At 50.6% G+C, this 26,588-nt stretch carries 25 protein-coding genes and 1 tRNA gene; 9 read left to right on the forward strand and 17 right to left on the reverse strand.

What is annotated here, in order from left to right; all coding sequences use genetic code 11:
• Entirely contained in the window at window positions 1-1,452 is a 1,452-nt protein-coding gene (locus RNAN_RS09320) for an NAD-dependent succinate-semialdehyde dehydrogenase (RefSeq protein WP_008221124.1), read from the forward strand.
• A gap of 69 nt (window positions 1,453-1,521) precedes the next feature.
• On the opposite strand, the gene RNAN_RS09325 is transcribed toward RNAN_RS09320, so the two are convergent.
• Together RNAN_RS09325 and RNAN_RS09330 are read right to left on the reverse strand one after the other, a co-directional pair.
• Window positions 1,522-2,442, reverse strand: coding sequence for a DMT family transporter (locus RNAN_RS09325; protein ID WP_008221127.1), 921 nt, complete (start codon window positions 2,440-2,442; stop codon window positions 1,522-1,524).
• A 94-nt stretch (window positions 2,443-2,536) separates the two neighbouring features.
• Window positions 2,537-3,145, reverse strand: coding sequence for a TetR/AcrR family transcriptional regulator (locus RNAN_RS09330; protein WP_008221129.1), 609 nt, complete (start codon window positions 3,143-3,145; stop codon window positions 2,537-2,539).
• 295 nt (window positions 3,146-3,440) lie between these two features.
• Between RNAN_RS09330 and RNAN_RS09335 the strand changes: the two genes are divergently transcribed.
• The 3 genes from RNAN_RS09335 to RNAN_RS09345 are packed head-to-tail and all read left to right on the forward strand — an operon-like array spanning window position 3,441 to window position 9,298.
• On the forward strand, window positions 3,441-4,709 hold the full coding sequence (locus tag RNAN_RS09335; RefSeq protein WP_008221132.1) for an efflux RND transporter periplasmic adaptor subunit: 1,269 nt from the start codon (window positions 3,441-3,443) through the stop codon (window positions 4,707-4,709).
• Window positions 4,710-4,716: 7 nt separating this feature from the next.
• A complete protein-coding gene (locus RNAN_RS09340; RefSeq protein WP_193385551.1) occupies window positions 4,717-7,923 on the forward strand; it encodes an efflux RND transporter permease subunit in 3,207 nt (1,068 codons plus the stop codon).
• Complete coding sequence (locus RNAN_RS09345; protein ID WP_008221137.1) at window positions 7,916-9,298, forward strand: efflux transporter outer membrane subunit; 1,383 nt, start codon at window positions 7,916-7,918, stop codon at window positions 9,296-9,298. Before RNAN_RS09340 ends, RNAN_RS09345 begins: the two co-directional genes overlap by 8 nt.
• 146 nt (window positions 9,299-9,444) lie before the next feature.
• On the opposite strand, the gene RNAN_RS09350 is transcribed toward RNAN_RS09345, so the two are convergent.
• From RNAN_RS09350 to RNAN_RS09385, 8 genes are all read right to left on the reverse strand, one after another.
• Window positions 9,445-10,440, reverse strand: a complete 996-nt coding sequence (locus tag RNAN_RS09350; RefSeq protein ID WP_008221138.1) for a hypothetical protein — start codon at window positions 10,438-10,440, stop codon at window positions 9,445-9,447.
• Window positions 10,441-10,538: 98 nt separating this feature from the next.
• Window positions 10,539-11,660 (reverse strand): PIN domain-containing protein, encoded by a 1,122-nt coding sequence (locus tag RNAN_RS09355; RefSeq protein WP_008221141.1) that lies wholly within the window; start codon window positions 11,658-11,660, stop codon window positions 10,539-10,541.
• Window positions 11,661-11,742: 82 nt separating this feature from the next.
• Window positions 11,743-12,030: a hypothetical protein gene (locus tag RNAN_RS09360; RefSeq protein ID WP_040551944.1), complete on the reverse strand. Its 288-nt coding sequence runs from the start codon at window positions 12,028-12,030 to the stop codon at window positions 11,743-11,745.
• A gap of 307 nt (window positions 12,031-12,337) precedes the next feature.
• Window positions 12,338-12,751 carry a hypothetical protein gene (locus tag RNAN_RS09365; RefSeq protein WP_040551945.1) on the reverse strand — a complete coding sequence of 138 codons (414 nt, stop codon included), beginning with the start codon at window positions 12,749-12,751 and terminating at the stop codon, window positions 12,338-12,340.
• A gap of 230 nt (window positions 12,752-12,981) precedes the next feature.
• Window positions 12,982-13,527: a helix-turn-helix transcriptional regulator gene (locus tag RNAN_RS09370; RefSeq protein ID WP_008221143.1), complete on the reverse strand. Its 546-nt coding sequence runs from the start codon at window positions 13,525-13,527 to the stop codon at window positions 12,982-12,984.
• A gap of 189 nt (window positions 13,528-13,716) precedes the next feature.
• Window positions 13,717-13,992, reverse strand: coding sequence for a Txe/YoeB family addiction module toxin (locus tag RNAN_RS09375; RefSeq protein ID WP_008221144.1), 276 nt, complete (start codon window positions 13,990-13,992; stop codon window positions 13,717-13,719).
• Window positions 13,973-14,242 carry a type II toxin-antitoxin system Phd/YefM family antitoxin gene (locus RNAN_RS09380; RefSeq protein ID WP_040551946.1) on the reverse strand — a complete coding sequence of 90 codons (270 nt, stop codon included), beginning with the start codon at window positions 14,240-14,242 and terminating at the stop codon, window positions 13,973-13,975. Before RNAN_RS09380 ends, RNAN_RS09375 begins: the two co-directional genes overlap by 20 nt.
• Before the next feature lie 210 nt (window positions 14,243-14,452).
• On the reverse strand, window positions 14,453-14,905 hold the full coding sequence (locus tag RNAN_RS09385) for an SRPBCC family protein (RefSeq protein WP_008221151.1): 453 nt from the start codon (window positions 14,903-14,905) through the stop codon (window positions 14,453-14,455).
• A gap of 112 nt (window positions 14,906-15,017) precedes the next feature.
• Here RNAN_RS09385 and RNAN_RS18685 point away from each other — a divergent pair, with 112 nt between their 5' ends.
• The 4 genes from RNAN_RS18685 (at window position 15,018) to RNAN_RS09405 (ending at window position 17,978) form a co-directional block, all read left to right on the forward strand.
• On the forward strand, window positions 15,018-15,779 hold the full coding sequence (locus RNAN_RS18685) for a tetratricopeptide repeat protein (protein ID WP_081502283.1): 762 nt from the start codon (window positions 15,018-15,020) through the stop codon (window positions 15,777-15,779).
• 14 nt (window positions 15,780-15,793) lie between these two features.
• Window positions 15,794-16,573, forward strand: a complete 780-nt coding sequence (locus RNAN_RS18690; protein WP_008221153.1) for a hypothetical protein — start codon at window positions 15,794-15,796, stop codon at window positions 16,571-16,573.
• Window positions 16,573-17,055: a hypothetical protein gene (locus RNAN_RS09400; RefSeq protein ID WP_040551947.1), complete on the forward strand. Its 483-nt coding sequence runs from the start codon at window positions 16,573-16,575 to the stop codon at window positions 17,053-17,055. The genes RNAN_RS18690 and RNAN_RS09400 overlap by 1 nt, the downstream gene beginning before the upstream one ends.
• 299 nt (window positions 17,056-17,354) lie before the next feature.
• Entirely contained in the window at window positions 17,355-17,978 is a 624-nt protein-coding gene (locus RNAN_RS09405) for a LysE family translocator (protein WP_040551948.1), read from the forward strand.
• A 7-nt stretch (window positions 17,979-17,985) separates the two neighbouring features.
• Here the strand turns inward: RNAN_RS09405 and RNAN_RS09410 are convergent, their stop codons facing one another.
• From RNAN_RS09410 to rpsU, 6 genes are all read right to left on the reverse strand, one after another.
• Window positions 17,986-18,600 (reverse strand): DUF502 domain-containing protein, encoded by a 615-nt coding sequence (locus RNAN_RS09410; protein WP_008221157.1) that lies wholly within the window; start codon window positions 18,598-18,600, stop codon window positions 17,986-17,988.
• A gap of 28 nt (window positions 18,601-18,628) precedes the next feature.
• The gene (locus RNAN_RS09415; RefSeq protein WP_008221158.1) at window positions 18,629-19,627 is read right to left on the reverse strand and encodes a PAS domain-containing protein; all 999 of its coding nucleotides are present in this window, start codon (window positions 19,625-19,627) and stop codon (window positions 18,629-18,631) included.
• A 752-nt stretch (window positions 19,628-20,379) separates the two neighbouring features.
• Window positions 20,380-20,456: transfer RNA gene (locus tag RNAN_RS09420), tRNA-Ile, on the reverse strand.
• A 152-nt stretch (window positions 20,457-20,608) separates the two neighbouring features.
• On the reverse strand, window positions 20,609-22,453 hold the full coding sequence (gene rpoD, locus RNAN_RS09425) for an RNA polymerase sigma factor RpoD (RefSeq protein WP_008221161.1): 1,845 nt from the start codon (window positions 22,451-22,453) through the stop codon (window positions 20,609-20,611).
• Window positions 22,454-22,538: 85 nt separating this feature from the next.
• On the reverse strand, window positions 22,539-24,293 hold the full coding sequence (dnaG, locus tag RNAN_RS09430) for a DNA primase (RefSeq protein WP_008221163.1): 1,755 nt from the start codon (window positions 24,291-24,293) through the stop codon (window positions 22,539-22,541).
• A gap of 153 nt (window positions 24,294-24,446) precedes the next feature.
• On the reverse strand, window positions 24,447-24,662 hold the full coding sequence (rpsU, locus tag RNAN_RS09435) for a 30S ribosomal protein S21 (RefSeq protein WP_027671378.1): 216 nt from the start codon (window positions 24,660-24,662) through the stop codon (window positions 24,447-24,449).
• Between the two features lie 180 nt (window positions 24,663-24,842).
• On the opposite strand from rpsU, the gene tsaD reads away from it, so the two are divergent.
• Window positions 24,843-25,856 carry a tRNA (adenosine(37)-N6)-threonylcarbamoyltransferase complex transferase subunit TsaD gene (gene tsaD / locus RNAN_RS09440; RefSeq protein ID WP_008221164.1) on the forward strand — a complete coding sequence of 338 codons (1,014 nt, stop codon included), beginning with the start codon at window positions 24,843-24,845 and terminating at the stop codon, window positions 25,854-25,856.
• Window positions 25,857-25,882: 26 nt separating this feature from the next.
• On the opposite strand, the gene plsY is transcribed toward tsaD, so the two are convergent.
• On the reverse strand, window positions 25,883-26,488 hold the full coding sequence (gene plsY, locus RNAN_RS09445; RefSeq protein WP_008221167.1) for a glycerol-3-phosphate 1-O-acyltransferase PlsY: 606 nt from the start codon (window positions 26,486-26,488) through the stop codon (window positions 25,883-25,885).
• Window positions 26,489-26,588 lie beyond the last annotated feature (100 nt).

Genomic DNA, 26,588 nt, shown 5'->3' on the forward strand with positions numbered 1-26,588 from the left:
ATGTTGCAGCAAATAGCAGATGAACTGATTAAAACCAGCAGTTATATCAATGGCCGCTGGTGCGACATGCCAGCAAAGTTTGCCGTAGTCAACCCGGCGAACCAGCAGCTGTTGGCTCAGGTCAGCGATGCCGGTGCGGCTGAAGCCGAACAAGCGGTACAGGCTGCCAGTACCGCCTTTGCTGGTTGGGCGGCGTTGCCGGCAGCCAAACGTAGCGAGCTGCTACAGCGCTGGTATCAGTTGGTGCTACAACATCAGGATGAACTGGCCCGCTTGCTGACGCTGGAGCAGGGCAAACCGCTTTCCGAGGCCAAAGGTGAAATTGCCTATGGCGCGTCATATCTGCAGTGGTTTGCCGAAGAAGCTAAACGGCTGTATGGCGATACCATACCGGCGCCTGCCAACGATAAGCGCATCATTGTGCAGCGTCAGCCGGTCGGCGTGGTAACGGCGATAACGCCGTGGAATTTCCCCAATGCGATGATTGCGCGTAAAGCCGCTGCGGCACTGGCAGCCGGCTGCAGCTTTGTGGTCAAACCGGCGCAGCAAACGCCATTGTCGGCGCTGGCCCTGGCAGAACTTGCCGACCAGGCCGGCATTCCGCCTGGCGTATTTAATGTGGTGGTGGGCAGTGATGCCAAAGCCATCGGCGCGGTGCTGACCCAGCACCCTCTGGTGGCCAAATTCAGCTTTACCGGCTCTACGGCAGTGGGGAAGCAGCTGCTGAAGCAATGCGCCGACGGGGTCAAACGGGTCACGATGGAGCTGGGTGGCAATGCGCCCTTTATCGTGTTTGACGATGCCGATTTAGACGCTGCCATACAGGGGTTGCTGGCATCCAAGTTTCGTAATGCCGGCCAAACCTGTGTCTGTGCTAACCGCATTTTGGTGCAGCGCGGTGTGTATCAGGCCTTTGCCGATAAACTGGCGATTGCCATTACCCAGCTGAAAGTGGGCGATGGCTTAAACGGCGACAGCCAAATCGGGCCGCTAATTGATGCCAACGCGCTGGAAAAAGTCAGCAACTTAGTGCAAAGCGCGGTGGCGGATGGCGCCCGCTTATTGCTCGGCGGTAAAGCCGACAGCGCCGGTAAACAGTTTTACCAGCCTACTTTGCTGTGCGATGTGCGCGCTGATATGGCGATAAGCCGCGCGGAAATTTTTGGCCCGGTGGCACCACTGATGATGTTTGACACCGAGCAGGATGCCATTGCGCTGGCGAACAGCACTGAGTACGGCCTGGCCGCTTACTTTTACAGCCGCGATATTGGCCGGGTGTTTCGTGTGGCTCAACAACTCCAGTTTGGCATGGTAGGTATTAACGAGGGCATTATCTCCAATGCGGCCGCGCCCTTTGGCGGCGTGAAGCAATCTGGCTTTGGCCGCGAAGGCTCTCAATACGGCCTGGACGATTACACCGAGCTTAAATACCTGTGTTTAGGTGGGCTTTAAATAAACCAAAGTTCCTGCTGCAAAGAACGCCGGTAGTGCAGCGCGACTTTTCGCGCTGGAGGTTGGGCGTTAAAGTGACGACGGCAGCGCCCGGCGACGCTGTAACAGCGGTTTAATGCGCTCAAAGGGCGTTAACACCAGCACATTCCCCAGCAGTACCAGCGCAAAACCACTTAGGGTATACAGGCTCCAGACAAAGCCTTCAAATAAGGTGCTCAGCAGCACCGCCACCAACGGAAACAGTACTATGGTGTAACTGGCTTGCTGTGGGCCAATTTTTTTCAGCAGGGCAAAGTAGCTGGCAAAGGCGATAACCGAGCCAAACACCGCCAGATACAGCAACGACAGAATATAAGACGGCTGGGTACTGAAGGTAAAACTATCACCTTTTAGCCAGGCGGCCAGCCCCAGCACGATGCTGCCATATAGCATACCCCAGGCATTTACCTGCATAATCGGCATGTTTTCACGCGAGTTACGTACGCTGACCATATTGCCAAACGACGCCGACAAGGCACCGGCCAAAATCAATATCAGGCCGATTAAACTGGCGTTACTAAAATCGATGCCGTCCAGATCGGGCCAGAACAGCACTACTATGCCGGCGATACCAAACAGGGCACCAAAATAGATGCGCTTGGCCACTGGCGAGCCAAAAAACAGCCGGGTGTTAATAATGTTCATCAGCAGCATGGTGGTAAAGGCAATGGCGGTCATGGCCGAGGACAAATACTGCTGCGCCTGATAGATCAGCAGAAAATTCAGCGCAAAATTTAAACTGGCCAGCAGCAAAATAAAACCATGCTGCTTCAGGCTAAAGCGCATATCCAGCCGGCGCCACAGGCAAAACAGCCACATCAGTACGGCAGCGATAACAAAACGGTAAAACAGTGACACTTCGATGGCAACTTCACCCAGTTGGAACTCGATAGCAAACCAGGTAGAGCCCCAAATTAACACGGTAACCAGATACAACAGGACGTTTTGCATAACAGCGCCGCAGCAGGGTTGGCAGAGGCGCCGATCTTAAAGTGTTCTGCTGGTCAAAAACAGGGGCCTAAGCAGATATATTTGCCACCAAGGCTTAGCGTGGAAACGCGAGCAGAGTCATTTCAGCTACTTTTCGCAACTGCTCAGACGTGGCGCCGTTATTGGCTTGAATGGCCATGCCTTGCAGCACAGTGCCAAGGTACTGCGCCAGGGTCTCGGCATCCACTGAAGCGGGCAGATCGCCCTCAGTTTTGGCGCGTTCAAAACGCTCAAGTAGTTTTTGCTGGCCTTCCAGCCGGCGGTTAATCAAAGCTTCTTTTACCACGGCGGCGGCCTCCGAGCAGGACAGTGCGCCTTGCACCACCACGCAGCCTTGTGGATGAGCTTGATCTGCCATAGTCATCGCCGCGCCGTACAGCATATGTTCGGCTACCTGATAAGCGGTAGGCTTTTCCAGCGCCGGCAGAAAAAACGCGCAGGGGCGGCTTTCGTACAGCTCGATCGCTTTTAAAAATAATTGCTCTTTATTGCCAAAAGCGGCATACAAACTGGGTTTATTAATCCCCATCGCTTCAGTTAAATCCGACAACGAGGTACCGTCATAACCTTTACGCCAAAACACCTCTAACGCTTTTTCCAGCGCCGTGTCCATATCAAAAGCGCGTGGCCGGCCGACATGCGAAGAGCTACCTACTGCTGACATTGTCCAGCTCCTGTATTCAAAGATGCTCATATAGTAAACAGCAAAGTAGCCCTTGTCCAGCAAGGGTTACTTACCAATTAGTACATATTCGGCGTGCCAGCGGCCCATTCCCGGCCCTAAACAGCCAGTTAGAACAAAATCATCTTAGTTAGAAGTAAATTAATATACCACTCGGTACAAAAATAAATTGACTGTTACGGCGAGTGCTATATATTTACCGACCAGTACAAAACTAGCAAGTTCAATTTAAGTTTATTTTTCAGGCGTGCACCGCTTTCAGTGTGGAGAGAATGTCATGAACAAAACAAACACCGTAAGAAGTTTTATGTTAGCCAGCGTTGCGGCCGTGGTTTTGGCCGCTTGTGGCAACCCCGAGGCGGCCAGTCAGGCGCAGGCGCCTGCTGCACCGCAGGTCAGTGTGGCACAGGTGGTGGTTGAGCGCATAACCGAGTGGGACGAATTTAGCGGCCGCTTGCAGGCGCCGCAAACGGTAACGCTGATGCCACGTGTGTCCGGCTATGTGGAGCAGGTCCTGTTTGACGAAGGTGCGCTGGTGCAGGAGGGGGATGTGCTGCTGACCATTGATGCCAAACCGTTCGCGGCCGACGTGGCGCGGTTAAAGGCTGAGCTGTTAAGCGCACAAAGCGCGGCAGAGTTGGCGCTTGCCGAATACGAGCGCGCCCAGCGTTTGCTGGCGCAGCGGGCTATCTCGGTTGAAGTGCTGGATAATCGCCAGGCACGCAAAAAACAAACTGCCGCGACAGTGGCTGCCGTTAAGGCGGCGCTGGCGCGCGCCGAGCTGGATTTAAGCTATACCCGCGTAACCGCGCCCATCAGTGGCCGGGTGTCTAACGCCATGGTCACAGTAGGTAATTATGTTACTGCCGGCCAAACCCAGCTGACCAGCCTGGTGTCGACCGAAAAAATGTATGCCTACTTTGATGTTGATGAGCAAACCTATCTGAAGTACGCCCGCCTGGCGCAGGACGGTAAACGCGCTGATACGCGCGAAGCCCGGGCCAACCCGGTGTATCTGGCACTGGCCGACGATAAGGATTTTAGCCATATCGGCCATATCGACTTTGTTGATAACCGCATTGATGCGCAAACCGGCACTATCCGTTTGCGTGCCAGCTTCGCCAATAACGACAACCAGTTAATACCGGGCTTGTATGCCAAACTGCGGCTGGCTGGCAGCGCCTCCTATGACGGCGTGCTGATTGACGAAAAAGCCATAGGTACCGACTTAAACAACAAGTTTGTGCTGCTGGTGAATGACAGTAATCAGCTGGAGTACCGCGCCATTGAACTGGGCCAGAAGCTTGACGGCCTGCGCATTGTCAACAAAGGCCTAAGCGGCGCTGACCGCATAGTGGTAAACGGCCTGCAGCGGGTACGGCCCAGCATGCAAATTGAACCCAAACTGGTTGATATGGCGTCCAGCGCACAGTTGGCGGCGCTAAAAGATGCGCAGCAGCTGCTGGATCAGGCCGCCGCGTCGTTCGCAGCAACGTCTGATATCGCAGCAACAGCTAATGCCGGCAAAACACCTGGACGGGGTTAAGGAACACATTATGTTTTCGCAATTTTTTATTAACAGGCCAATTTTTGCTGCGGTCATCTCCTTGTTGTTTTTTATCACCGGCGCTATCGCGGTGTGGCAGCTGCCCATTACCGAATACCCGGAAGTGGTGCCACCAACCGTAGTAGTCACTGCCAACTACCCGGGCGCCAACCCGAAAGTGATTGCACAAACGGTGGCCTCGCCACTGGAGCAGGAAATTAACGGCGTGGAAAACATGCTGTATATGTCATCGCAGGCCACCTCCGATGGCCGCATGACGTTAACCGTGACTTTTGCCATTGGTACCGATGTCGATTTAGCCCAAACCCAGGTGCAAAGCCGGGTAGAGCGCGCCAAACCGCGTCTGCCGCAGGAAGTGCAGCGCTTAGGTGTGGTGACCGAGAAATCCTCACCGGATTTAACCATGGTGGTGCATTTAACCTCACCGGACGAGCGTTACGACATGCTGTACCTGTCAAACTACGCCGCGCTTAATGTAAAAGATGAGCTGGCGCGCATTGAAGGTGTAGGCTCAGTGCAGCTGTTTGGCGCTGGTGACTACAGCATGCGTATCTGGCTGGACCCGAACAAAGTGGCGGCGCTGGGCTTGTCGCCGGCGCAAATCACACAGGCGATTCGTGAGCAAAACCAGCAGGCCGCCGCCGGGAGTTTAGGCGCGCAGCCAAGTGGTGAGGCCGAGTTTCAGCTGCTGATTAACGTTAAAGGCCGCTTAGCGGCGGTGGAAGAGTTTGAAAATATCATTATTAACGTCGGCGCCAACGGTGAAATCAGCCGCTTAAAAGATGTGGCCCGGGTTGAACTGGGTGCCTCAACCTATGCGCTGCGCTCCTTGTTAAATAACAAAGAAGCGGTAGCGATCCCGATCTTTCAGGCGTCAGGTTCAAACGCCATTCAAATCTCCGATGATGTGCGCGCCAAAATGGCCGAGCTGGCAAAAAGCTTCCCGGATGGCTTAACCTACGACATCGTATACGACCCAACGGTATTCGTGCGCGGTTCTATCGAAGCGGTAGTCAAAACCCTGCTTGAAGCGGTGTTGCTGGTGGTGCTGGTGGTGGTGCTGTTTTTACAAACCTGGCGCGCCTCTATTATCCCGCTGGTGGCGGTGCCGGTATCCTTAGTCGGTACCTTTGCCTTTATGCAGCTGATGGGCTTTTCGCTAAATGCGTTATCCTTATTTGGCCTGGTACTGGCCATCGGTATCGTGGTCGATGACGCCATCGTGGTGGTAGAAAACGTCGAGCGCAATATCAGCGACGGTTTATCACCGGTGGCCGCAACGCAAAAAGCGATGAAAGAAGTCACCGGCCCTATCGTTGCAACTACTTTAGTACTGGCAGCGGTATTTATTCCTACCGCCTTTATGTCGGGCTTAACCGGGCAGTTTTATAAGCAGTTTGCCTTAACCATTACTATTTCTACCTTTATCTCGGCCATTAACTCGTTAACGCTAAGCCCGGCATTGTCGGCCCTGCTGTTAAAAGGCCATGGTGAGAAAAAAGACAGCTTAACCCGTGTTATGGATAAACTGTTAGGCGGCTGGTTATTTACCCCGTTTAACCGCTTTTTCGGCAAATTATCCCAGGGGTACGGCTATCTGGTGCGTAAGGTGATCCGCTTTGGCGCCATTGTCGGTGTGCTTTATATCGCTTTGGTCGGCTTAACCGGCCTGCAGTTTGCCAGCACGCCCACCGGTTATGTACCGGGGCAGGATAAACAGTACCTGGTGGCCTTTGCCCAGCTGCCGGATGCCTCGTCACTGGAGCGCACCGATGCGGTGGTAAAGCGGATGTCTGATATTGCCCTTAAGCACCCCGGCGTGGCCAATGCCATTGCCTTCCCGGGCCTGAGCATTAACGGCTTTACCAATAGCCCGAACAGCGCGGTATTGTTTGTCGGTTTGGACAGCTTTGAGGCACGCGACAGCGCCGCCTTATCGGCCAATGCCATTGCCGGTGCGCTAAACCAGCAGTTTGCCGGTATTGAAGATGCCTTTATTGCTATCTTCCCGCCGCCGCCGGTGCAGGGGCTGGGCACCATTGGTGGCTTTAGGCTGCAAATTCAGGACCGCGGCAACCACGGCTACGAAGAGCTGTATAACGTCACCATGCAGGTGATGATGAAGGCCTGGCAAACGCCAGAGCTGGCCGGTGTGTTCTCCAGCTATCAGGTCAATGTGCCGCAGCTGGATCTGGATATCGACCGCACTAAAGCCAAACAGCAGGGCGTGGCACTGGATGAAGTGTTCCAAACGCTGCAGGCCTATATGGGCTCGGTGTATGTGAATGACTTTAACCAGTTTGGCCGCACCTATCAGGTGAATATGCAGGCCGATGAACAGTTCCGCCAAACGCCAGAGCAAATTGGCCAGTTAAAGGTGCGCAACAACCAGGGCGAGATGATCCCGCTGGCGTCCTTTATTAACGTGACCAATAGTGCCGGCCCAGACCGCGTTATGCACTACAACGGCTTTACCACCGCTGAAATTAACGGTGGCCCGGCGCCGGGTTACAGCAGTGGCGAAGCGCAGGCGGCGATTGAGAAAATCCTGGCGGAAACCCTGCCCAACGGCATGACGTACGAATGGACCGAGCTAACCTACCAGCAAATTCTGGCCGGTAACGCCGGTATCTTTATCTACCCGCTGGTGATCCTGCTGGTGTTTATGGTGCTGGCGGCGCAGTACGAAAGCTTGCGCTTACCGCTGGCGATTATTCTGATCATCCCGATGACGCTGTTATCGGCATTAAGCGGCGTACTGATCTACGGTGGTGACAACAATATCTTCACCCAGATTGGCTTAATAGTACTGGTCGGCCTGGCCACCAAGAACGCTATCTTAATTGTCGAGTTTGCCAAAGAGCTGCAAGACTATGGCATGACCGCAATGGAAGCGATTCTGGAAGCCGGCCGCTTACGCTTACGGCCAATTTTAATGACCTCTATCGCCTTTATTATGGGCGTGGTGCCGATGGTGTTTTCCTCAGGTGCCGGCGCCGAAATGCGCCAGGCCATGGGGGTGGCGGTATTCGCTGGCATGATAGGCGTAACCATTTTCGGCCTGATTTTAACGCCGCTGTTCTATTACATGCTGGCCAAACGTAGTGATGCGAAAAGTCGTGGTGACAACAAAGCCAAACAGCCTGCAGAGCAGCAAGCAACAACAGATACTGCGGAGGTGACTCATGCGTAATACGATCAAACTGTCGGCCATCGCTGTACTGGTGGCGTCACTTAGTGCCTGTGCCGTCGGGCCGGATTATCAGGCACCGGTAAAGGTGGCTGATATCCGTATCGACGCGCCTTATCAGCGGGCAGCACAGCTGCAAAACTGGTGGCAGGCGTTTGACGACGCCGCGCTAAACCAGCTGATCAGCCGGGCCCTGGTTGAAAACCGCAACCTGGCCGCGGCCAGAGCCAATGTCGAGCGGGCCTATGCGGTGTTTCGCGATGCCAATAACGACTTACTGCCCAAAGGCAGCTTAAACACCGGCTATCAGGCCAGTGAAAACGGCACTGTAGCCGCTGTGGATGACGGCGTGATCAGCCGAGGTTACAGCAGCGGCGCAAACCTGAGCTGGGATTTAGATCTGTTCGGTAAAATCCGCCGCGCTACTGAAGCGTTTGATGCACAGGCGCAGCAGGCCGATATTTTATGGCATGACGCCCAGGTGCAGTTAATCAGCCAGGTGGCTACCAGTTATGGTGAATACCGCGGTGCCCAGCTGCGGCTGCTGGTGGCAGAGCAAAACCTGCAAAACCTAGAGCAAAGCCGCGCCATCGTACTGGCGCGGTTAGAGGCCGGCATGGCCTCTGAGCTGGAGCTGTCGCAAATAGAGGTGCAGCTGCATCAGGTGCAATCGATGGTGCCGGCGTACCGGGTGGCGTTGTTAACGGCCGATGCCACCTTGTCAGCCTTGCTGGCACAAAAGCCCGGTACATTAAACCTCGGTGCGGTACCGCACTTGCCGGAGCTGAAACAGCCGGTGGCGGTGGTTGAAGGGGAGAACTACCTGCGTTACCGCGCTGATGTGGCAAGTTCTGAGCGCTTATTAGCCGCCCGCACCGCCGAAATTGGTATCGCCACGGCCGATTTATACCCCAACCTGTCGGTGCGCGGCTTTTTAGGCTTTATCTCCGGCCCCGGCCTGGCGCTTAATGGCGATACGCAAAGCTGGTCAGTGGCACCAACGCTTAGCTGGCAAGCCGCCGATTTAGGCTCGGTAAAAGCCCGTATCCGCCAGGCGCAGGCCAGCAGCCAAATCGCACTGGCGCAGTTTGAGCAGCAGGTGTTTAATGCTATCAACGAGATGCAGTTAGCGCTTAACAGCTATAACTTAAGCCGTGAGCAGCAACTTAGCACCGAGCAGCAATGGCAGGCCAGTAACAAAGCGGTGCAAATTGCCCGCAATCGCTATAACGCTGGCAGCGGTGATTTCTTGTCCTTGCTCGACGCCGAGCGCGAACTACTACGCAGCCGCGATCAACTGGCAGTAGTGCAACAGCAAAGCTTTAACCGCTTAGTTGGCATCTACCGCAGTTTTGGTGGTGGGATACAGTTGATTTAGTGTTTGTTTTGAATAATAAGCCGGGTTTGTCCCGGCTTTTTCATGGTCTGCTAAGAGCGAAAACCGGACGTTAACGTGGCTAAAACGCGCAGCTTTGTAGTGGAGGCGAAGCCGCAACGAAAAAACTGTCGCAGTGCTAGGCTGTGTTATAAGCCATAAACTACTTTGCTCTTACAATAAACATTTTCATAAGACTGATAGACTACATTTTTATTGTATCGGGACAAAATTTCTAGATTGTTTTCACAAAAATGAATTTTTAATTCAGAAGGTTTCTTTGATTGCATCCTCAAGATGCTCTTCATAACGTCTTCACCTAGCTGATTGACACCTGCCTTTTTTATGTCTGTAAAAATGTAACTTATGAAAGCATTGCAAGTTAAATTAAACTCATACGCAAGATGTGCTTCCAGATCAGTTAAAAGCGTGAAACCCCGATCAGACAATAGTGAGTGCTTTCCCTCTTCAACACCTGAATAGATGTGAACATACACATTTATAAATTGATCTGTATTTTCGAAGAATTCCTTTATCATCATGTCAACGAGGTTTATACCTTGCGTATCTTTAGGCACCAATAGCATAAAGAGCGATTTCATCCACTTTCTGTATTGCTCTTCCGTTACCGAGAAGTTGTTGGCAAATTCCTTTATTGAAGCTTGATTGCCGCTGTCTATTTTTTTGTAAATATCTTTAAGTTTTTCGTCCGAAGGAGAGTAGTTAGCCAGATTACCAATTGTATTTAGTGTCTTTTCAATACAAAATGGGTTCCTAAAACTGTTGATAAGCTTCATTGCGAAAATATTCAGTATTTCTGTTTTAAGATCCTGATTGCCAGACTTGAGTTTGAGCAAAAGGGATTGAGTTAAAATGCTCACATCTTGTTCATAACTGCTGAAAAAGTCCTCTAAATTAACTCTTAGGCGGTCATCTAGAATATCAATTGTAAACAAATCATCGAAACTCAACGTTTCTTTAATTTTTGTTCCAGTTGGTGTTTCTAGGGAAATCTGATAGTTTTCTCTATCCGTGATCGAAAACGCATATATTCTCTGATTCTTTTTAGAGACCGAAGAATCGATGGCATTAAGCCGCTGCTCAGCCTGAGACACAAAATGATGATTTCGTTTTTCATTAATCATGGCTATTGACCTGCTCGGGCTTATAACGCTGCACTTTGCAGAAATTTGCTAGCGATAGCGAGTATATTTTCCGTAGCAGTGCTTTGTAATGTACCACTCTAGTAATCTTCACCATAATCTGGCTCAATAGTTCCGAAGTTAATTGAGCGGATCGGACTCACTACTTCAACATCCTCAACCTTCAATTCGTCGATTGGTCCGTTTAAGTCGCCTGATACTGTAATTAAGATTTCTGATTCAAAATCTTCAATGGTGGTTGCAGTGATACCCCCCATATACACATGATCTCTGTCGATTGAGTCATAAACCGAAAGAGAGAACTCTCCTTCCGCTTCAATAGTAATTTTTGCCATAGCCTCTAAGACAATCCTATCATCATCTTTATCAACTAATCTGAATTCATTCTCCAGTAGCTCAAATTCTTTGAACCAAGCATGACAACCTTCTGGCTCCCAATAGAGATGTGAATCAGCATCTTGATCTGGCGTTATTCCATTTAATGCAGATTCTAACCCTGCTCCAACTTCTGAAAGAAAATCTTCCGCATTGTTTTCATGCAACGCTTTTTCCAAGTTAACCAGTAATGCATACGGCGCATTAGCTCTATTAAAGACAGCAAGTCCCTTTGAGAGATCTTCTTGGTAGTCAATGCGTTTAGATTTTGCGCAATAATTTTCCCAATCCCCATCTTTTGCGATGGCTAGCACATTTAAATTATTTTGCTCAGCCCAAGTCTCGACGGCCATTAAAACAATTGCGTCTGGAAACTCACTCTTTTTCTTTCCAGTTTCTGCAAATGGAGGGTTGCTAGAAAAGTATCCTGCAAGAAGCTCAGATACAGACACGTAATCACCGCAATCTAGAACCAGAGCGCCGGTTACCTCTATAAAATTATTTACTCTACTATCAGCTAAACCATCAACCTCTTTGCTAGCTATTAATGTCTGTTTGGCATCATTTAACTCACTGCTTTCAAAAAATAGATGGTCTCCGGCATCGTTAAGCGCTTTCTCTAACGCAGCTCTTGAAACTTTGATTTTGCTTTCTAAATGACTTAAGACCTCGTTTTTAATCACATCAGGAAAGATGTACACGATTGGGCTTTGTTTGAACTGCGACAGTTTACCAAGTAACCCTTTTTCAAGCCGGAGACCATTGCCATCAAAAATTGATGTGTCTATTAAGATTGCTCCGTATCCCTTTTCTTCTTCATCTGTCATTGATAGCTCCATGGCAAATAACGCCTCAAACAGTGGCGCTCGTTAGCGCGTCCCGGTCGCAGACCCTTGCTGCTTTGACTTGTTAGGCATTGCGTAACCTACCCGTTGCTTTAGCAAAGCTAACCAAATCATCGAAGAGTTGACCGTAGTATGTAGATTCTTCAATGAGTTCCTGTTGATCACCGTATGAGGCATATTTACGCATTATATCGTCTCGGAGCTCTTCACCTGATACATGCCTGCGACCATAACGAATAAATGTATCCACAAATTCAAAAAAACGTTTTTTGTCAAAATGGTGATGGCTTAACCAAGAATGCTGATTAATCCAGCATTCGTATGCTTTCAATGGTTTCTTTGATAAACGCATGAGTGATGCCTAACAGTAATTATGTAGACTTCTCAGTAACTCCTGATACGTTAACTGAGAAATAACTACACATCGTACCTAATTTCAACAAATTACCGTGTGTACACGCCTTTTACAATAGGATGTTACTGAAAACTCTCAGTAACTCTGTTGATGCTCCTAAAGTTCGGGAAGTAGCGATAGAACTGATATGCAATTTCTTGCTGCAACGACCGCTTATGGCACAAAGCGGCCAGCTCGTTATAACCCTAATGGCAGCAATGAGTAAATAAAGATCGTTGACACCCAAAACAATAGTCTTTGTATGTCAGGCCCGTAAAAAACCGAATAATCCAGCAGCGGTCACGCCTAATGCAAAGCTAAAGACTAGAATAGTGATGAGCCGGCCTCTCCAGATCTTTGCGGATTCGCGAGCCTTCCAAGATGATCCTGGTTTATTACGTAGCACATCAGCCCAGCGCTTATAAAATATGGCGTCCATTGCCCAAGCGAGAAGCCCTGCCCAAACTGCAATCACCATAAAGACAATTGTGATCCAAAGAACAAGTTTTTCCGCTTCATCGAAATGTTGTGAATCCCTTGTCATCATGGCAAAGAACACGCCAACTCCTCCACTAGCCAAGCTTACCGTTGTCTTTAGTAGATCGAACCCGGCGGCACGACTTCTGTTTCTGATATCCGCTGGATTCACATTGTCTTTTTTACCATCGGGTGTGGACATGAGTGCGTCCTTTCACTTTAATAAACGGGTGGCAGATCAAAATTAACAAATTCTGCTGTCGCAAAGTGGCATCCCTTTCTTGTTATTTTGGCCAACAAAGAACTATTTTCAAAAGTAATTGAAGTTCTTAATATTTATCAGGTTGTACCGAATACCCAATCTAGAACATAACAAGTCGAAGTGCAAACTTTAGGGAAAGTCCAGAGAGTTAGGGCAATGCCTGATACTCATCAGCGATACTGCGCCAACTCTTCCTGAATTTGCATAAACTCCTGGCGGGTGTCGGGTTGTAGCTCGCTTAGTGCTCTGGCGATATTGACTTGCATGGTTACCTGCGCCACTTCCGCAACTTCAGGCGCAACTGCTTTATTTTGTTGTTGGCTAAACCAGTTAAGCACCTTGGCCAAATGCCAGATACTGCTGCCACCGCTGTGCAGCGGGGCGGGGAAGCTTTGCGTGTGGTTTAACATAAGTTTGCGCATATTCTGCCGGCTAAAGCCGAGTAAATCAGCGATATCGCTTAAACCCACCAAGTCAGGTGTGGCTTCAGTAAGTTTGGCTTGTGGAATGGCAGTTTTAACGTCTTTAATGGCAGAGGTGATTGCTGCAAAAGCGCTGTTGGCGTCGCGGCTGAACTGCAGTGCTATGCGGCCTGGCTGGCCGATACCAATAAGGGCGTCATCACAGCCTGCCTGCGCCAGGGCGGCAATGTACGCTTCGGCGTTTTGCTTCGCATCTGGCAAAGTAAACTTTAAGGTAAACTCGTATAGTGTCATCAGGTTAACCCTCAAAGTTATGGTTTCGTAATGCCGTGCAATTGTCTACAACCCGTTTGATCTGCCTGGCATGTGCAGTCCTTATCGATCCTAGTTGGACAAACAAAGGTTGTCAAATGACAACCTTTGTTTGTGGAAAATGGAGTCGCACTTTTTGGCTAAAGTTAGCCCAGACCCGTTTCCCGTTTTTTAATAGTGAAACCGACACTGCGCTATTACCAGATAACCGTCGATGTAGGTGTAAACCAGGCGGTGCTCGCGGTCTATCCGGCGTGAGTAAAAGCCGGCGAAGTCGCCGACTAACCGTTCTGGTTTGCCTTTACCTTCCAGCGGTGAGCGCATGGCTTCTTTGATCAGCTCATCAATACGGACACTGAGCTTTTTGTTGTACTGCTTAAAATATTGATAGTCATCCCATGCATTGGCGTCAAAGGCCACGCCGGGTTTAGTTAGTTTCTTGCTCATCTAAAAAGGGTTCCTTCACCTCGAAGGTGCCGGCTTTAATGCGAGCTACCGATTCCCGTAAACGGTTTGCATTATTCGGTGTACTGAGTAAGTACAGCGTTTCCTGCATGGCGTTGTAATCTTCCTGAGAAATCATCACAACATTACCAGACCGTTGGTTTGTCACTAACGTAGGTTCGTGAGTATCCAGTACAGTATCGATAACCGCCTTAAAGTTAGCCCGTGCTTCGCTAACAGTAAGAATGTTCATATTCGCTTTAGCTCCTATTTTTCAACATACCGCTCTTTAACTGTTACATCTAAAACGGAATAAATGGATAGTACCAATGTTTGTACTATCAGGCAATGAAAACGTACAAACTTGAGTACTAAGTTCTGTAATATGGTCAAGGCGGATGCAGGGGAGCTACCGGCCAAACATCTGGCCGGCTAAGGTGTGGCTGGCTTATACAGACGCGCGTTACGCTTGATCCGGAATCTCCGGCTCAGTCAAAAGCGCCAGCAGTTGCAAGGACTCTTGCCAGCCGGCATAACAAAACTCCAGTGGTATCGCCTCGGGTATACCGCTTTGTTCTATCGTCAGCTCAGTGCCGCATAACACTGGTTTTAGCTTAATGGTTACCAGCATCTGGCCCGGCAGGTTAGGGTCATCAAACTGGTCGTTATAGCGGATTAGCTCGTTCGGTTTTAGCTCCAGATAAGTGCCACCAAAGCTGTGGCTCTGGCCGGTATTAAAATTGGTAAACGACATTTTATAGCCACCACCGACACGGGCGTCCATGCTGTGTACTTTGCCGGTAAATCCATGCGGCGGGCACCATTTGGCTAAGGCATCGGCATCTAAAAAAGCGCGGTATAACCGCTCTGGTGTGGCTTTTATTACCCGGTGCAGGGTTACGGTATTGCCTGACATTTTGATTCTCCTGTGTAAAACGCATTAGTTTGACGTATCACAGCTTAGTCGAAGTAGCGGGGCTGGATTCGACAGCTCGGTAGAAATTTACTTTTCTCATGGCGATTAATGAATGAATTGTTTACTATTGGTTAAATATTTTTCTGGAAAAATGCCTGTCGGGCAAAGAACAATGATCAAATCTGTGTTTCTTATCTTTAGTTTATTTACAGCCAGCTTGGCCGTAGCTGAGAACAGCGAAGCTGTTAACGCTGCGCAGCATGCTTTTTATAATGGTGATTATACAAAAGCTAAAGCCGGTTTTTTGCTGGCGGCAGAGCAGGGCTCTGTTGAAGCGGAATATTATCTTGGCTTAATTGCTAAAAATGAGCCCAAAAATGCAGACTATCAGGCGGCACTGTCTCATTTCACAAACGCAGCCGCGCTTAATCATGCTCAGGCTATGTGGGAGCTGGGTGTGTTGTATGAAAACGGGGAAGGTGTAAACCAAAACCAGTTTACTGCGCTGGACTGGTTTCGAAAATCTGAATTCGCGTCAGCTATTGAAGCGCCAGACAGCTTTTACGTTACCGGCAACAATGGTGAACTGAACGAAGTTTCAGTATCGCAATATATTCAACACCTGACTCAGCAAGCACAAAGCGGACTTACCGATGCTAAATTTGCGTTGGCCAAAATTTATGATGCCGGAGTGATTGTTAAAGCGGATTTACCACAAGCTTTCAATTGGTATCTCAGCGCGGCAACAGACGGGCATACTAAAGCCGCACAGCTGGTCAGTTATTTTTATTGCCGTGGAATTAGTGTTCCGCGTAGCCCTGAAAAAGCCAATGCTTGGCTGGAAATCAGCGGATATTCGACAGAGTGTGACTAAAAAGGACGACTGAGATGACAAACAGACAACAGGATCTTGTACGTGAATTGCAGCACAATGAACACATACTGCATGTAGTGCCTGCTGAAGATCTGCAAAAAGAACACCTTGAGTTAAAAAGTAATACCAAGCTGGTAGCTCAACAGGTTATCCCAGTGTTAGACGCCGTAAAAGCGGCAAAGCTGATACATGAAGTGGGTGGCTTTAAACCAGGTCAGGTAGTGCTTAAAAAATATGGCAATAAGCAGTATGTTATTTTTAAAGGCAAAGCCGGTGAGCGACGTGTACTGAAAGGAACTAAATATTTGGCGGACAATCCGACCGTTGTCAGAATGGCTGTTGGGCCAAAGGGAATTGTGAAATCTGCCAAAGGAGGCTTTGTAGTTACTGCTGTTTTATCTGTCGGTATAGAGATTTTTGATTACGTAATTAGAGATACCGCATTGTTGTCTGAGATGTTGGGCGTTATCACCACTGACTTGGTTAAAATTGGTTTAAGCACGCTTGCTGGCGCAGCAGCCGGATTAGCTGTTGGCTCAGCAGCTGTGATCGGAAGTGTTGCAGCGGCGCCTTTTGTCGTTGCAATTGCGGTTGGCGTGTTAGCAGGTTTTGTTCTCGATAAAATAGATCAGCGTCTGGGTGCGACGCAGGCTCTGATTAAAGCTTATGCCCGGATGGGTATAATGCTGGACGAAATTAAGTATGAAACAAGCCGTAATTTGAGATACCTTGAGGACAATCCTCAGTTGATTCCGTGTTTATTTGGCCCCTGTCATGGGATCAGAGGTTATTAATGTCTCCGAAAGTTGCACAGAGGGTTTTTCTGCTATTTAACCTGGTTGCAGTTTTGGTGGTAGCCTATGTTGTGCGTGATATTGTGAATGTTACATCTGAGCTTGCTGGTAAGCAGCCCGTGATCCCCTTGGATACCGGCATCGGCTATTTGCTGCTGATGTCGGTGTTCTGGCTATTGAGTTTGGTACAGTTTGTCGGGCGCAGAAACAAACAACATTTTGTTATCAGGTGGAGCAACCAACTGGTTATTGGTTGGTTTATGGCGACCTTGCTACTGGCGTATTTTATTCCTGCGTTATTACAAGAGCGTTTACAGCAAGCTGGTTATATACCCTGTGACGACCCGCAGGTCGTTTCAAGAATATCCAGAGGAGCAAGTCTGATTTTTTTACATGGCCAAGCTTTCTCCGCGTCTGACTCTCAACCCAGTACGCATTCAGCAGTATGCGAGCTTTTTGCGTCAAGCCTATCAACGCAATAGCCGCTGTCGCGGCCGATCTTTGTTGAGTTAGCCTCGCTATTAGGTGCAACTATATTGGGGGGCTGGTCGGCGCTATAGCCTCGGTGAGTAACATCGGGGCTTTTCGCCTTTCTGACGTTTGGTAAACTTTGATAAAACCTCTTCAAATGGCGTTCCTACTTTTCTTGCTTACCATCGCAATAAAACCGCTTTGTAAATAATGTTGCCACTGCGCCTGGTTGACTAAAAACCCCGCTTAAAGCCCTTGCTGGCGCTGCTGCAACCGGCCAAAATAGCGCCAGTTTGCTGCTGAGGTGGTTATGGTTAATCTGGCGTTGCTGGGCGCGTTTATTCCAACGTTTTTGTTTGTCTCGGTGACACCGGGCATGTGCATGACACTGGCGATGACGCTGGGCATGAGCCAGGGCGTGCGCCGCACCTTGTGGATGATGTGGGGCGAAATGCTGGGCGTGGCGCTGGTAGCGATACTGGCGGTGTGCGGTGTGGCGGCGATAATGCTGCAGTTTCCGACGTTGTTTCAGTGGTTTAAGTTAGTAGGTGCCGCCTATTTAGCCTGGATTGGCTGGCAAATGTGGCGTGCTAAGGGCAAGCTGGCCCTGCCACAGCCGGGTGCACTGCCCGCCAGGCTGGCGCGGCGTACCTTGTTTAGCCAGGGTTTTATTACCGCGGTGTCTAACCCTAAAGGCTGGGCCTTTCATATGGCGCTGTTGCCGCCTTTTATTGATAGCCAGCTGGCGTTCTGGCCGCAGCTGTTGGTGTTAGTGACAGTTATTTTGCTGCTGGAATTTGGTTCTATGTTGCTGTATGCCAGTGGCGGCAAAGCCTTAGCGTTGTTTTTTAGTAAAACCAACCGGGTGCAGTATTTAAACCGCATCGGCGCCAGCCTGATGTTTGGCGTGGCGCTGTGGATGTTGCTCGGCTAGCCGTAACTTACTGCTGGTGGCGATGGCCCGGGGCTTTGTTGCTGCCTAAGCCACCACTTAATACCAGTTGCAGCGCTTCGGCAGGCTTCATATCAATATTGCGGGTGCAGCTGCGCGGCACTATCACGGTATAACCGCCAACGTTGTAAGCCATTGGAATAAACACCGCGATTTGGTCGTCCTGCATTAGCGCTGACATCCGATCATCACTCTGGCCGCCTTGTTTGGTAATAATGCCAATCAGCTCAATATCTGAGGGTGGCAGTTTTACCATCACCACTGAGCCATCGGCGAAGTTTTTGCCGGCCATTAAATCAATAATATCCTGCAGCATGCCGTAAATTTGTTTGGTACCGGGCAGTTTTAGTAATACCTGGCCTGGCAGTTGCCACAACCAATTAAACCCCCGCCAGCGCGAACTGTAACCAATAGCAACACACAGCAGCATAAAGCTGAGGATCGCCATGCCCGGCAGATACCAGTGGCTGGGCAGTACCCACTGCAGCGCCGGGGCCAGGCTGCTTTCTACCAGGTTCAGCAGCCAGCGTGCTAATTCAATGGTGATAATCAGTGGCAGCACTATGGCCAGGCCGGTGAGTAAGCTTCGTACAACAATTTTCATGCAGGTTCCTACAACAAAAGTGCGCCTGTTAACGGCTATTCAGGTGACTAATATCCAAGCCGGCATTGCGGCACACGCGCTGCAATAAGCTGAACGCTTCGGTAATGGCTTCTTCATTGGCTTTACGCTCGGTAATGTCCTGATGGGTGCCGGCCATAATGCGTGGCGCGCCATGCTCGGTGCGGCTGATGACTTTGCCCTGGGTTAAAATCCATACCCAATGTCCGGCCTTGTGCTGCATACGGCATTCCAGTTCGTAAAATGGCAGCTCTCCATCAAAATGGCGCTGCAGTAGCCGCTCAGAGCGGGCTTTATCTGCCGGGTGGACCAGTTTTAGCCAGGTTTCAACGCTAAGCGGCATCAATTCGTGCAGCTCATAACCAATAATTTCGGCCCAACGCCCGTTAAACATGGCGTCACCGGTTTGCACATTCCACTCCCAGGTAGCCAGCCGTGAGCCTTCAATAAAAGCAGATAACCGCTGGCGTTGATGCTCCAACACCTCTTTATCCTGCGCCAGCTGCTGTGCTTGTTTTTGTAAACTGCTGCGGGCAATTTCTGCCTCGGCCAGCGCTGCGAGATCTTGCAGTAGCGTAAGTTGTAACTGATTCAACTCGCGCGGTATGTCATCAATAATACACAGCGTACCCAGCGGCAGCCCTTCGACCGAATGCAGCGGCACGCCGGCATACAAGCGGATTGCCGGTTGGCCGGTCACCAGTGGGTTATCGGCAAAACGTGCATCCGCTCTGGCGTCAGGCACATACAACACCTTGTCATCAAACACGGCGTGGGCGCAGAACGACACATCACGTGGCGTTTCCTTTAACGCGATACCCTGGCGTGACATAAACCATTGCCGGTTTTCATCAACCAGGGTAAACAGCGAAATTTTACAACCAAACAGCGCCTGCGCCAGACGGGTAAAACGATCAAATTCAGCACTGTCCGGGCTATCCAGCAGCCCGGTGGCATACAGCGCTTGCAAGCGCTCAGCTTCGTTTAACGGCAGTTCAGGTGACAGCATAATAAACGGTAATCACAACTAAGACAGGACGTGTTCCAGTGTAAGCCAAAGCATAGGGCAGTGCTAACAGCGTTTTAGAAAATTTTTCAAAAGACAGGATGGTTGGTAAGTATGAAATGGTGGCCCCAGCTGGGTGAAGCGAGCACAGTGGCAAAACATCGTTTTGCGCGAGTTGAACGCGCAGCAGCTTTAGCTGCAAGAGGGAATAGTCCGCTGAGGGAGAGCATGAAAGCGAAGCTTGAAATGGTGGCCCCAGCTGGGTGAAACGAGCGCTGTGGCAAAACATCGTTTTGCGCGAGTTGAACGCGCAGCAGCTTTAGCTGCAAGAGGGAATAGTCCGCTGAGGGAGAGCATGAAAGCGAAGCTTGAAATGGTGGCCCCAGCTGGGTGAAACGAGCGCTGTGGCAAAACATCGTTTTGCGCGAGTTGAACGCGCAGCAGCTTTAGCTGCAAGAGGGAATAGTCCGCTGAGGGAGAGCATGAAAGCGAAGCTTGAAATGGTGGCCCCAGCTGGGTGAAACGAGCGCTGTGGCAAAACATCGTTTTGCGCGAGTTGAACGCGCAGCAGCTTTAGCTGCAAGAGGGAATAGTCCGCTGAGGGAGAGCATGAAAGCGAAGCTTGAAATGGTGGCCCCAGCTGGGTGAAACGAGCGCTGTGGCAAAACATCGTTTTGCGCGAGTTGAACGCGCAGCAGCTTTAGCTGCAAGAGGGAATAGTCCGCTGAGGGAGAGCATGAAAGCGAAGCTTGAAATGGTGGCCCCAGCTGGACTCGAACCAGCGACCGATCGATTATGAGTCGAGCGCTCTAACCAACTGAGCTATGGGGCCATTCGCTTGAAAGCGGCAGGCAGTATAAAAACTTTTACCGGCTTTGTCATCCGGCTTCTTGAGCTTATGCCGCTTAACTGCTGTTTTTTTAAACTTATCCGCACAGAAATAATAAAGGCGCCACAAAGGCGCCTTTATACTGCCGGTGTACTTTACTCGTCGAGGAAGCTTTTTAACACTTCTGAACGTGACGGGTGGCGCAGCTTACGCAGGGCTTTGGCTTCAATTTGACGGATACGCTCACGCGTTACGTCAAACTGTTTACCGACCTCTTCCAGCGTGTGGTCGGTATTCATATCAATACCAAAACGCATGCGCAGTACTTTAGCTTCGCGGGCAGTTAAGCCTGCCAGCACTTCGTTGGTGGCGTTTTTCAGGCTTTCCATGGTGGCTGAGTCCAGCGGTGACTCACCACTGCTGTCTTCGATAAAGTCGCCCAGATGCGAGTCTTCATCATCACCAATCGGCGTCTCCATTGAGATTGGCTCTTTGGCGATTTTCAGCACCTTGCGAATTTTATCTTCTGGCATTTGCATGCGTTCTGATAACTCTTCCGGTGACGGCTCACGGCCCATTTCTTGTAGCATCTGCCGTGAAATACGGTTTAGCTTGTTAATGGTTTCAATCATATGCACCGGAATACGGATGGTGCGGGCCTGGTCGGCGATTGAGCGGGTAATGGCCTGCCGGATCCACCAGGTGGCATAGGTTGAAAACTTATAACCACGGCGGTATTCAAATTTATCTACCGCTTTCATCAGGCCGATGTTACCTTCCTGAATTAAATCGAGGAACTGTAAGCCACGGTTGGTGTACTTTTTCGCAATAGAGATAACCAGACGTAAGTTGGCTTCCACCATCTCTTTTTTCGCCCGGCGGGCTTTGGCCTCACCAATCGACATACGACGGTTAATATCTTTAATTTTAAAGATGCTTAAACCGGTTTCTTCTTCAATTTTCTTCAGCTTTTCAATGCTGCGTACCAGCTCGTCTTTATGCTCGTCCAGTTTTTCCGAATACGGCTTTTTCGCCGCAATTTCGGCATCTAACCAGGCGGTGGAGGTTTCGAAGCCAGTGAAAGCTTTAACGAAGTTTTTCTTCGGCATTTTGGCGTATTCAACGCAATGCTTCATCACGATGCGTTCCTGCACCCGTACCCGATCCATCATTTCGCGCATGTTTTTAACCAGGCGGTCGAACTGCTTGGGTACCAGACGGAAACAGCGGAACACTTCGCTTAATTTTTCAATTTCCGTTTTCGTGGTGGCATGCTCACGGCCGTTTTGCACAATAGAGTTGCGGGTAATGTCGTACTGGGTGCGCAGCTCAGCAAACTTTTGCCGCGCCATTTCCGGATCCGGGCCGCTGTCGCCGTCGTCAGAATCACCGTCGCTGTCGTCATCATCATCGCTGTCGTCATCATCGTCCAGCTGATCTTCCGGCACGTCTGAACCGATGTGGCTGCCGGCAATAGGCGCTTCGTCAATGTCGTTCGGGTCGATAAAGGCCGTAACAATGTCGCTTAAGCGAATTTCTTCCGCTTCGTATTTGTCCCACTGTTCTAATAAGTAGGTAATGGCTTCCGGGTATTCGGCCACTGAGCTTTGTACGGTGTTAATACCGTCTTCAATGCGTTTGGCAATGTCAATTTCGCCTTCGCGGGTCAGAAGCTCAACGGTACCCATTTCACGCATGTACATCCGCACCGGATCGGTGGTGCGGCCCAGCTCTTTATCTACGCTGACCAAGGCTTGGGCGGCTTCTTCAACCGCGTCTTCGTCGGTGGTGGCATCAGACATAATCAGGTCATCGGCATCAGGGGCGCTTTCAAACACCTGGATACCCATATCATTGATCATGCGGATAATGTCTTCTATCTGATCTGAATCGATAATGTCTTGCGGCAGGTGGTCATTCACCTCGGCAAAAGTCAGATAACCTTGCTCTTTACCTTTCAGGATCAGGAGTTTTAACTGCGACTGAGGATTTTGCTCCATAGAGACTTATCTTCCACCAATGTTGATTAATGTAAAATTGCGAACTAGCGATTATAACAAAGCGCGGCTTTTCTAGCCAGCCGCATTAGGTCGCAAGCTTTGGTTTTTTGCTTTTCAGCGCCTGCAGTAGCAGGTTGTATTTGTGCCATTCGGCTTTGCTCAGCTGATTCAGTTTTGCCCGTATTGCCAGCTCGTCCAGTTGCTTTTGCAGGTACTGATCTTCAATAAAATGGAAGGTATCAATAAATTCCTGCGACAGTTGCTCCGGCTCTATCTGATGCTCCCAGCTGGCCAGTGTCATTAAAAAACTGTGCTCGGGTAAATCGCGCCACTGTTCAATCAGCTGGGCGGTCGTCAGCTGCGGGTTGTGCTGCAGTCGCTGCTGTAAACTCAGTAGTAATGCCATACCCGGAATGTCGGCATCGGCTAACTCGGGCGCGTCGGGCATAACATTGACTAAGTTGGGGTTTTGCAGCAATAAACCAATAGCCCGGCGCATCGGCGTTATTTTAATCGCTGCCGGCTTAACCCGGTTGGGTGCCCGCGTAGCCGCTGTTTTAGTACGTTCGCGGCTTTTACCCAGCAGGTTAGCCAGTTTATCGCTTAAGCTGTCGCGGTAATATTCACTGGGAATTTGTTTAATCAGCTCGGCCGCTTTCACCGATAAGGCCGACTTACCGGCATCGGTGGCCGGATCATGTTCTTGCAGCAGGTGCTCGAAAAAATATTGGTTCAGCGGCATCGCCTTGGCTATGCGCTGCAAAAAGGCGTCTTTGCCTTCTTGTTGTACTAACGAGTCCGGGTCTTCACCGTCGGGTAAAAACACAAAGTTCAGCTCTACGCCGTCTTTTAACTGCGGCAGGGCGCTTTGCAGCGCGCGCCAGGCCGCATCGCGCCCGGCGCGGTCACCGTCATAACAGCACACCACTTTGGGCGTGTAGCGAAACAGCGTATGCATATGGTCTGAAGTGGTAGCGGTGCCCAAACAGGCCACGGCAAAGCGGATGTCATGCTCGGCCAGTGCCACTACGTCCATATAGCCTTCGACTACCAGTATTTGTTCAACATGGCCCGGCTGCTGGCGCACTTCATACAAGCCGTACAGCTCACGGCCTTTATGAAACAGGCGGCTTTCCGGCGAGTTTAAATATTTGGGTGTGCCATCGCCCAGCACCCGGCCACCAAACGCGATGACCCGGCCGCGTTTGTCGCGAATAGGGAACATTAAGCGGTCACGGAAAAAATCATACTCGCGGCCATTATCGTTGCGGTTAATCAGCCGAAGTTCTACCAATTGGTCGCGCAGCGCACGCTGGTTTACCGGGCTTAATTGCTTTAGCAGGCCATCCCAACTCTCTGGCGCATAGCCTAAGGCAAAGTCGGCTACGGTTTTGTCGCTTAGGCCGCGTTTGGCAATGTAATCGCGCACTTTCGGGCTGTCGGGGTGTTGTTGTAATTGCTGCTGGTAGTAGCTGGCTGCCTGTTGCATTAACTGGTAATCATCAGCCTGCGCGGCAGGGCGGGCACGGCCGCTGCCTTTTTCGCGCGGTACTTCAAGGTGATGCAGCTGGGCCAGCTCTTCAATGGCTTCGACAAATTCCAGCTGCTCAAACTCCATCATAAAACTGATGGCGTTGCCATGGGCGCCACAGCCGAAGCAATGGTAGAACTGCTTATCCGGGCTGACGGTAAAAGACGGTGATTTTTCACTATGAAACGGGCAGCAGGCGGCGTAATTTCTACCGGCTTTTTTCAGCGGTACGCGTTGGTCAATCAGTTCGACGATGTCGGTGCGGGCCAGCAACTCGTCGATAAACTGTTTTGGAATTTGTCCTGCCACCTTTTTCCTTCGGCGTAATTCAGAAAAAGACAAACCGTGCCTTGCGGGCACGGTATGCAGATATCAACTTTATAATATCAGTACGGCTTTTAGCTGCTGGCAGACCAGCGGGCAGTGCCGTAGTCGTAAAGCGGGTACGCTAAGCGGTATAGCTTAGTACAGCTTGATACGACGTGCGTTTTCGCGAGACAGCTTCTTAGCGTGGCGCTTAACAGCTGCTGCTTTTTTACGCTTACGGATCCAGGTTGGCTTCTCGTAGAATTCTTTCGCGCGAACGTCAGCTAATACACCCGCTTTCTCGCATGAGCGCTTGAAACGACGTAAAGCTACGTCAAAGGGTTCGTTTTCTTTTACTTTAACAACAGGCATTAAATTCTCACCTCAGGGCCAAATTGGTTATCTCGAAACCAATACGATTAAAAATGGTGCGGCATTTTACGCAAAAAGCCGGGGCGATGTAAAGCAATTCTGCGATCTAAATCCGATCCTCTGGCTCTGCAGGTACAGAGCCGCTACAATGGCCGCCATTTTAGCGGACTTGAGGCCCAGATGCGAGTTTTAGGTATAGAAACCTCCTGCGATGAAACCGGTATTGCCATCTATGACGACCAGCAGGGTTTACTTAGCCATGTGCTGTATAGCCAAATCCCGCTGCATGCCGACTATGGCGGTGTGGTGCCGGAGCTGGCCTCGCGTGATCATATCCGTAAAACTATCCCGCTGATTAAACAAGCGCTGCGTGAAGCCAATTGCGACGCGGCCAGTATTGATGGCGTGGCCTATACTGCCGGCCCGGGTTTGGCCGGTGCCCTGCTAGTGGGGGCGGCCATCGGCCGCTCACTGGCGCTGGCCTGGGGTAAACCGGCGCTGGCGGTGCACCATATGGAAGGCCATTTACTGGCCCCGATGCTGGAAGACAACCCGCCGCCGTTTCCGTTTTTGGCGCTGCTGGTGTCCGGTGGCCACACGCAGTTAGTCGGCGTAGAAGGTATTGGCCGTTATACGCTGCTGGGCGAGTCTATCGACGATGCGGCCGGCGAAGCCTTTGATAAGACCGCGAAATTAATGGGGCTGGATTATCCGGGCGGGCCACTGCTGGCCAAACTGGCCACGCAGGGCGACAGCAAAAAGTACAAGTTTCCGCGGCCGATGACCGACCGGCCCGGGCTGGATTTTAGCTTTAGTGGCTTAAAAACCGCGGCAGCGAATGTGATTGCCAAAGAGGGCAACAGTAGCCAGGTGCAGGCGGACATTGCTGCTTCATTTCAGCAGGCGGTGGTAGACACCCTGGTCATTAAATGTGAGCGGGCGCTGGCGCAAACCGGTTATAACCGGCTGGTGATTGCCGGTGGCGTCAGTGCCAATACCTCGCTACGTGAGCAATTAGCCAAGCTGCTTAAGCGTCATGGTGGCGAGGTGTTTTACCCACGCAAAGAGTTTTGCACCGATAACGGCGCCATGATCGCACTGGCGGGCTACTACCGCTTAGCGGCCGGTCAGCAGCAGGATTTAACCATTGGGGTTACGCCGCGCTGGCCAATGCAGGAATTGCCGGCGGTTTAAACCGAAAGCTCATACTGAGCTGACGTTTACTCCCGAATGCGCTTGGTTTTATCCCAGACTTTGCTCTCTTTGCCTTGATATAGCCGCACGATATTTTCGCGGTGGCGTAAAATAATCAGCACGCTAAGCATTAACACCGGCAGGGTGTACAGCGGTTTAATAAACCAGGTAAATAGCGGCGCCAGGCTGACGGTTAAAATAGCGGCCAGTGATGAGTAGCCACTTAGCGCCACGATAATCAGCCAGCTGCCAATGAGTAAACCGGCTAAATCCAGCCCAATCGGCATCATGGCGCCAAAGGCGGTGGCAACGGCTTTGCCGCCTTTAAAACCAAAAAATAGCGGGAAGATATGGCCCAGGCAAGCGCAAATGGCAATCAGGCCCAGATACAGCGGTTCTATCTGTAAAAAGTACGAGCCCCACACCGGGATAGTGCCCTTTAAAATATCAAACACCAGCACCAGCACGGCAGGTAATTTACCGCCTAAACGCAGTACGTTGGTAGCACCGGGGTTGCCCGAGCCATGTAAGCGGGGGTCGGGTAAGCGAAACAGCTTGCTGACCAGCACTGCCGACGAAATGGAGCCACAAAGATAGGCTGCCAGCATCATAATTCCAATCAGCGGGGTCATTAAGGCGGTTCCTCAGCACCAGTTTTTACGTTAAGATTGCATCCCGGCGAAACGCCAGCAGAATATAGGGTTTTCACGGTTTTGCCTATCCGACCAGCCT

It is taken from the genome of Rheinheimera nanhaiensis E407-8, from assembly GCF_000296695.1.
Taxonomy (GTDB): domain Bacteria; phylum Pseudomonadota; class Gammaproteobacteria; order Enterobacterales; family Alteromonadaceae; genus Alishewanella; species Alishewanella nanhaiensis.

Excerpts from the sequence above, each read along its gene's own strand:
- RNAN_RS09320 (WP_008221124.1), top strand. The coding sequence starts at position 1 with ATGTTGCAGCAAATAGCAGATGAACTGATTAAAACCAGCAGTTATATC.
- RNAN_RS09325 (WP_008221127.1), bottom strand. The coding sequence starts at position 2,442 with ATGCAAAACGTCCTGTTGTATCTGGTTACCGTGTTAATTTGGGGCTCT.
- RNAN_RS09330 (WP_008221129.1), bottom strand. The coding sequence starts at position 3,145 with ATGTCAGCAGTAGGTAGCTCTTCGCATGTCGGCCGGCCACGCGCTTTT.
- RNAN_RS09335 (WP_008221132.1), top strand. The coding sequence starts at position 3,441 with ATGAACAAAACAAACACCGTAAGAAGTTTTATGTTAGCCAGCGTTGCG.
- RNAN_RS09345 (WP_008221137.1), top strand. The coding sequence starts at position 7,916 with ATGCGTAATACGATCAAACTGTCGGCCATCGCTGTACTGGTGGCGTCA.
- RNAN_RS09350 (WP_008221138.1), bottom strand. The coding sequence starts at position 10,440 with ATGATTAATGAAAAACGAAATCATCATTTTGTGTCTCAGGCTGAGCAG.
- RNAN_RS09355 (WP_008221141.1), bottom strand. The coding sequence starts at position 11,660 with ATGACAGATGAAGAAGAAAAGGGATACGGAGCAATCTTAATAGACACA.
- RNAN_RS09360 (WP_040551944.1), bottom strand. The coding sequence starts at position 12,030 with ATGCGTTTATCAAAGAAACCATTGAAAGCATACGAATGCTGGATTAAT.
- RNAN_RS09365 (WP_040551945.1), bottom strand. The coding sequence starts at position 12,751 with ATGTCCACACCCGATGGTAAAAAAGACAATGTGAATCCAGCGGATATC.
- RNAN_RS09370 (WP_008221143.1), bottom strand. The coding sequence starts at position 13,527 with ATGACACTATACGAGTTTACCTTAAAGTTTACTTTGCCAGATGCGAAG.
- RNAN_RS09375 (WP_008221144.1), bottom strand. The coding sequence starts at position 13,992 with ATGAGCAAGAAACTAACTAAACCCGGCGTGGCCTTTGACGCCAATGCA.
- RNAN_RS09380 (WP_040551946.1), bottom strand. The coding sequence starts at position 14,242 with ATGAACATTCTTACTGTTAGCGAAGCACGGGCTAACTTTAAGGCGGTT.
- RNAN_RS09385 (WP_008221151.1), bottom strand. The coding sequence starts at position 14,905 with ATGTCAGGCAATACCGTAACCCTGCACCGGGTAATAAAAGCCACACCA.
- RNAN_RS18685 (WP_081502283.1), top strand. The coding sequence starts at position 15,018 with ATGAATTGTTTACTATTGGTTAAATATTTTTCTGGAAAAATGCCTGTC.
- RNAN_RS18690 (WP_008221153.1), top strand. The coding sequence starts at position 15,794 with ATGACAAACAGACAACAGGATCTTGTACGTGAATTGCAGCACAATGAA.
- RNAN_RS09400 (WP_040551947.1), top strand. The coding sequence starts at position 16,573 with ATGTCTCCGAAAGTTGCACAGAGGGTTTTTCTGCTATTTAACCTGGTT.
- RNAN_RS09405 (WP_040551948.1), top strand. The coding sequence starts at position 17,355 with ATGGTTAATCTGGCGTTGCTGGGCGCGTTTATTCCAACGTTTTTGTTT.
- RNAN_RS09410 (WP_008221157.1), bottom strand. The coding sequence starts at position 18,600 with ATGAAAATTGTTGTACGAAGCTTACTCACCGGCCTGGCCATAGTGCTG.
- RNAN_RS09415 (WP_008221158.1), bottom strand. The coding sequence starts at position 19,627 with ATGCTGTCACCTGAACTGCCGTTAAACGAAGCTGAGCGCTTGCAAGCG.
- rpoD (WP_008221161.1), bottom strand. The coding sequence starts at position 22,453 with ATGGAGCAAAATCCTCAGTCGCAGTTAAAACTCCTGATCCTGAAAGGT.
- rpsU (WP_027671378.1), bottom strand. The coding sequence starts at position 24,662 with ATGCCTGTTGTTAAAGTAAAAGAAAACGAACCCTTTGACGTAGCTTTA.
- tsaD (WP_008221164.1), top strand. The coding sequence starts at position 24,843 with ATGCGAGTTTTAGGTATAGAAACCTCCTGCGATGAAACCGGTATTGCC.
- plsY (WP_008221167.1), bottom strand. The coding sequence starts at position 26,488 with ATGACCCCGCTGATTGGAATTATGATGCTGGCAGCCTATCTTTGTGGC.